This is a genomic window from Actinoallomurus acaciae, assembly GCF_042429965.1.
Lineage (GTDB): Bacteria > Actinomycetota > Actinomycetes > Streptosporangiales > Streptosporangiaceae > Actinoallomurus > Actinoallomurus acaciae.
The window spans coordinates 1,640-7,227 of sequence record NZ_JBHLZP010000514.1; the positions used below are offsets into that span (position 1 = coordinate 1,640).

Below are 5,588 nucleotides of genomic sequence, written 5' to 3' on the forward strand. Positions count from 1 at the left end.
GGGCGTCTGACCTCGGGGCGTCTGACCTCGGGGCGTCTGACCTCGGGGCGTCTGACCTCGGGGCGTCTGACCTCGGAGCGACTCACCTCGGAGCGACTCACCTCCGAACACCCCACCTCCGAACACCCCACCTCCGAACACCCCACCTCGGGGCATCTGGGCGTCATCAGCGTCGTCCCGTCTGCTGGACGAGCATGTCGACGACGCTTCGCAGGCCGTGGACGGCGGCGATGCGCTGGCGGGCCGCGCCGGTGCCGCTGTAGCCGATCTTGCGGATCAGGGCCCGGACGGCTCTCAGGTCGCCGGTCTCCTCCAGTGCGGGTCGTATCCGGCGCAGGAGTTCCTCCAGCAGGTCGCGGGCGGCCGTCCGGCGTTCCTCGATCGGATGGATGCCCTGGCCGGTCAGTCCGTATCGGGCCGCCGACCACAGCGCGACCGTGCACAGCTGCTCCCCGACCGGCGGGGCCTCCCTCCCGCCCGCGAGCTCGCCGAGGGCCGTCAGCACGAGTGCCCGTGCGAGGGCGGCCTGCAGCACCGCCTCGTCGACCGTGGAGGCCGCGTCGCTCGCCCTTATCTCGATCGTGGGCAGCCTTGGTGAGGGTCTGGCCAGCCAGAACGTCGTCATCCTGTCCGCGAGGACGCCGAGTTCGACCATACGGTCGAGGAACTCGTCGTACGCGGCGGCGGAGGCGAACCACGGAGGGACGCCGCCGCCGGGAAACCGCGCCTGCGCCTGGATCCGCCAGCTCCCGTACCCCGAGTCGCGGCCGTGGTCGAACGGCGAGTTGACCGACAGCGCGACCAGCGTCGGCAGCCAGGGCCGCAGGTGGTTCAGCACGCCGACGGCCAGCTCGCGGTCCGCGACGCCGACGTGCACATGGCAGCCGCAGGTCTCGTGGCCGACGACCGTGCCCGCCATGATGTCGGCGATCCGCGCATAGTGCTCGCCCGGCATGAACGGCGTCGTGCGGCCGGGCAGGACCGGGTTTCCCGTCGAGACCAGTCTCAGTCCCTCGGCCCGTGCCGCGGACGACAGGCAGGTACGCGCGTCGCCGAGCTGCCGGCGGAGCGTCTCCAGGTCATCGCACACGCCGGACGCGGCCTCGACCTGGGTGGCGACCAGTTCCGCCTGGAACGCCACCTCCGGCAGAGACGCCTTCGCCGCCCGTGCGAGCACCGCCGCCGCGTGCGGTGAAGTACGACGGGTGACCGGGTCGACCAGGAGGAACTCCTCCTCGACCCCGATCGTCCGACCGTTCCTGTCCACCAGGCCGCACCTTCCCGGCGCCGAGCGGGGAAACGCAGAAGGGCTCCCCGCCCACGCGATGCCGATGGCCGCCTGGCTCGATCCGGTCCAGGAGGCACCGTCGGGACGCTCGCCCGGCCACACCGAGGATGAACGTCATCACGCCAGACTGCGCCGAATGTCTTCTTCCTGGGGAGATGCCCAGCAGCGGCCGACGTCATACCGCCACGTCCCGAGCCCTCCCAGAGCGGCCCGAACCCTCCCAGAGCGGCCCGAACCCTCCCAGAGCGGCCTGAACCCTCCCAGAGCGGCCCGAACCCTCCCAGAGCGGCCCGAACCCTCCCGGAGGAGGTCAGCCGACCGGCATCCTCTCGCGGGCGCGGCTCTTCATCCGCTCCACGCGCTCCGACGGCATGCTCTCGCCCATCTCCTCCTCCATCCGCATCGCGTTGCCGAGCGCGAAGAAGGCCGGTGCCCACTGGCCGACGAAGATGCCCCATCGGTCCGCGCGGTCGATGTCACGCGACTCGATGCTGCGGGACATCATCCAGGACGCGATCGACAGGCCGATGGACGCGAACCCGGCGGTATAGAGCATCGACGACGAGATACCCGCCCTACGGAGCATGCTGATCATGACAATTCCCCCCTGAGCTGTGCATTTGCCTGCCGTAGCCGTACCCAGCCAGTCCACCCGCCACCCCGGCCGCGGGAGGCTCAGCCCGTCAGGGCCTGGCCGATCAGAAAACCGTTGAGCGCCGTGATCAGGGCGGTGACGACCGCCCCGGCGACGACCGTGCACTGGCCGTTGACCAGGTCGCCCATCAGGGTCCGCCGGCTCGTCAGGGCGATCAGCGGTACGAGCGCGAACGGGATGCCGAAGGACAGCGCCACCTGGCTGAGGATCAGCGCCCGGGTGGGGTCCACACCGGCGGCCAGGACCGCGAACGCCGGGGCCATGGTGATCAGCCGGCGGACCAGGACCGGGATCCGCCGGCGCAGGAAGCCCTCCATGATGATCTGGCCCGCGTACGTTCCCACGCTGGAGGAGGCCAGTCCCGAGGCGAGCAGGGCGACGGCGAAGGCCACCGCCGCGCCGGACCCCAGGACGGCCCCGAGCCCGGCGTGGATGGACCGCAGGCCGCCGGGGTCGTGGCCGTGGAAGGCGGCGGCGCCCACGGTCAGCATCGTGATGTTGACCAGCCCGGCGGCGCCGAGGGCGACGACGATGTCCACGCGGCTCGACCGCAGCGCCGTACGGCCGGTGTGGTGACGGGTCAGCGCCGAGTGCAGGTAGATGACGTGGGGCATCACGGTGGCGCCGACGATGCCCGTGGCGAGCAGGAGGCTGTCCGGGCCGGCGAGGCGCGGCACGAGCCCGCCGGCGGCTCCGGCGAACGACCCCGCCCGCAGCGCCTGGTACAGGAAGCCGGCCAGGACGATCACGAGCATGGCCCCGATCGCCACCTCGAACCGGTGGCGCCCGCGCGGCGCCAGCGTCAGCAGCGCGCACGAGACGACCGCGGTGATCGCCGCCGCGGGCAGCAGGGCGACCCCGAACAGCAGGTTGAGGGCGATCGCGCCGCCGACGAACTCGGCCAGGTCGGTGGCGGCGGCCACCAGTTCGGCCTGCGCCCACAGCATCCAGGTCAGCGGGCGCGGCAGGTGGTCGCGGCACAGCTCGGGCAGGGTACGCCCGGTGGCGATGCCGAGCTTGGCGGACAGCGCCTGGACGAACATCGCCAGCACGTTCGCGACGGCGATGACCCACAGCAGCAGGTACCCGTAGCGGGCGCCGCCGGACATGTTGGTCGCGAAGTTCCCCGGGTCGACGTACGCCACGGAGACGACGAACGCCGGCCCGCACATGCCGGCGATGCGGCGGATCCCCCCGGTCCCGGGCGCGCCCGGCGCGGCCATCGGGCGGGGCGTGACCGGCGGAGAGGTCCGCTGATACTGGGCTGGATCGAGCACGGCGGTCACCTGTTCTCCTCATGGCCGCGGAACCTCGGCCAGGGCCTGCAGGAAGGGGGAACCCGGTACCGGAGGACGCTATGCAGCACTCGTCTCCGGTCCGTCACCGCCGCGTCGCAGCCCCCGCCACGCCCCGGCCAGGGCCAGGGTGCGGGCGTCGATGACCAGCCGCCCGAGGTGGTGACGAGTCCGTGACGAGCAGACCCGTGAACACGCTCTGTCACCGCAGCGTTACCGACATACAACCGGGTATTTGCCTCATAGCAGGCCCATAGCGGGTAGGCGACGTCTCAAGCGCATATTTCGACTCCCGCCGCCCGGAGGACGCGATGCAGGCAGAGCACATCGCCACGGGATTCGCGGTGCGTCTGCTCGGCGGGTTCGAGCTCCGCCGGGGGGACCGGCCCGTCGCCGCCGGCCCGTCCGCGCAGCGGCTGCTCGCCTACGTCGCCACCCGGCGCGCCGTGGTCAACCGGGCGACCGCCGCACGGGCCCTGTGGCCCGACTATCCCGACCCGCGCCCCGCGGCGAATCTGCGTTCGGCCCTGTGGCGGCTGCGGCGGGAGCACGGGGGCGGCCCGATCCTGTCGACCGCGGGAGGGCTGGAGCTGCGGCGGGACACCGTCGTCGACGTCCACACGGTCCACGCGCGGACCTCCGCCCTGTCCTCGGCCCCGGACACGGCATGGGACCTGGACCTGGCGGTGCTGCGGCAGGACGTGCTGCCCGACTGGGCCGATGAGTGGCTGCTGCCGACACGCGAGTGGTTCCGGCAGGTCCGGCTGCACGCGCTGGAGACCCTGTGCTCGCGGCACTGCCGGTACGGCCGGTTCGGCGCGGCGCTGGAGGCCGGCCTGGCGGCCATCGACTGCGAGCCGCTGCGCGAGAGCGCGCACCGCGCGATCGTGCGGGTGCATCTCGCCGAGGGCAACCCGGCCGAGGCGCTGCGCCAGTACGAGCTGTACCGGCGGCTGGCCGGCAGCGAGCTGGGCCTGCGCCCGTCGCAGCAGTTCCGCGCGCTGATCGCCCACCTGCTCGGCCGCCCGATGGACGTCCACGCGACATGAGCGGGCACGCAGGAACACGGCCACGCCGCCGCCCGCAGCACGTCGACGAACCGCTCGCCGGGCGCCCCTCGATCGGCCCGAGGCGGGCCCGTGCCCCGCTCGCGGGCCTGAGCCGTCTCGCACCGCACACCGGCAGGACTCCCTACGCGGCCCGGCCTGGAAACTCACTGGGAATCCCGGGAGCCGCACAGCCGACCGTTTCGGATCGTGCCTGGTCACCGGCGTGCCGGGTCCCGTGGACTCCCAGCGTTCACCCAGGACTTCCCAGAGCGCGGTCATCGGCGGACGGCAGCCTGAGCCTCCCATCGAGGAGAGGACGGGCAAGTGATCGAGCTTCGAGCCCCGCGAGAGCGTGATGCGCACTCCGGCACGGGCGGCCCGCCGAGTGGCCGGGCAGGCACCCTGGGCGCCGTACGCGCCGAGTGGATCAAGATCCGCACGTTGCGCTCGACCGTCTGGACGGTGCTGACGACGGTGAGCCTGGCCCTGGGGTTCGCCGCGTTGCTGAGCCTCGCGGGCGCCCGCACGTACGTCGGGGAGGCGCCGGCCGACCAGGCGGCCTTCGACCCGGCCGCGACGAGCCTCTCCTGGTACATCGTGGCGCAACTGGCCATCTCCGTGCTCGGCGTGCTGGCCATCACCTCGGAGTACGCGACCGGCATGATCGCCAGCAGCCTCACGGCGGTGCCCCGGCGGGCACGGCTGCTCACCGCCAAGGTGATCGTGCCGACCGCGGTGTCGCTCGCCGTCGGGGAGGTCTGCGGGTTCGGCGGGTTCCTCGTCGGGCAGGCCATGCTCGCCGGCCAGGGCGCTCCTCATGTGACGCTCGGCGATCCGGGGGTGCTGCGGGCCGTCGTCGGCGCGGGCCTGTACCTGGGTGTGGTCGGGCTGCTCGGCGTCGCCGTCGGCACGCTCGTACGCGCCACGGCGGGCTCACTGGTGATCATGGTCACGGTCACCCTGCTGGTGCCCGCCTTCACGTCGGCGCTGCCCGATTCGTGGGCGCGGGTGGTCGGCATGTTCTGGCCCACCATGGCGGGCGAACAGATCATGCACGTACGGCACGAGGCGCACGTCCTCGGGCCGTGGACCGGGTTCGGGCTGCTGTGCGCCGTCGTCGCCGGGGTCCTCGCCGTCGCGTACGCCGCCTTCCAGGTCCGCGATGCGTGAGGTCGTCCGGGCGCTCTCGGCCGTGGCGCTGGCGTGCACGGCCATGGCGGCGGTGGCGTGCGCCGGGCTGTGGCTCCTCGGGGTGCGGTCCCTGGGCGGGGCGACGGCCGCGGCGGTCGCGATGGCCGGTG

At 72.9% G+C, this 5,588-nt stretch carries 5 protein-coding genes; 2 read left to right on the forward strand and 3 right to left on the reverse strand.

The window, feature by feature from the left end:
- Positions 1-166: 166 nt before the first annotated feature.
- The 3 genes from ACFFNX_RS40450 to ACFFNX_RS40460 all read right to left on the reverse strand — a co-directional run bounded on the left by ACFFNX_RS40450 (position 167) and on the right by ACFFNX_RS40460 (position 3,229).
- Positions 167-1,267, reverse strand: coding sequence for a carboxylate-amine ligase (locus ACFFNX_RS40450; RefSeq protein ID WP_378211476.1), 1,101 nt, complete (start codon positions 1,265-1,267; stop codon positions 167-169).
- 331 nt (positions 1,268-1,598) lie between these two features.
- Positions 1,599-1,844 carry a hypothetical protein gene (locus tag ACFFNX_RS40455; protein ID WP_378211477.1) on the reverse strand — a complete coding sequence of 82 codons (246 nt, stop codon included), beginning with the start codon at positions 1,842-1,844 and terminating at the stop codon, positions 1,599-1,601.
- A 119-nt stretch (positions 1,845-1,963) separates the two neighbouring features.
- Positions 1,964-3,229: an Nramp family divalent metal transporter gene (locus tag ACFFNX_RS40460; protein ID WP_378211478.1), complete on the reverse strand. Its 1,266-nt coding sequence runs from the start codon at positions 3,227-3,229 to the stop codon at positions 1,964-1,966.
- A 320-nt stretch (positions 3,230-3,549) separates the two neighbouring features.
- On the opposite strand from ACFFNX_RS40460, the gene ACFFNX_RS40465 reads away from it, so the two are divergent.
- Both ACFFNX_RS40465 and ACFFNX_RS40470 read left to right on the forward strand, forming a co-directional pair.
- Complete coding sequence (locus tag ACFFNX_RS40465; protein ID WP_378211479.1) at positions 3,550-4,287, forward strand: AfsR/SARP family transcriptional regulator; 738 nt, start codon at positions 3,550-3,552, stop codon at positions 4,285-4,287.
- Positions 4,288-4,611: 324 nt separating this feature from the next.
- Entirely contained in the window at positions 4,612-5,457 is an 846-nt protein-coding gene (locus tag ACFFNX_RS40470) for an ABC transporter permease (RefSeq protein WP_378211480.1), read from the forward strand.
- Positions 5,458-5,588 lie beyond the last annotated feature (131 nt).

What these genes read in the sequence shown, in the direction of transcription:
- ACFFNX_RS40455 (WP_378211477.1), bottom strand. Translation starts at nt 1,844, where the DNA reads ATGCTCTATACCGCCGGGTTCGCGTCCATCGGCCTGTCGATCGCGTCC.
- ACFFNX_RS40465 (WP_378211479.1), top strand. Translation starts at nt 3,550, where the DNA reads ATGCAGGCAGAGCACATCGCCACGGGATTCGCGGTGCGTCTGCTCGGC.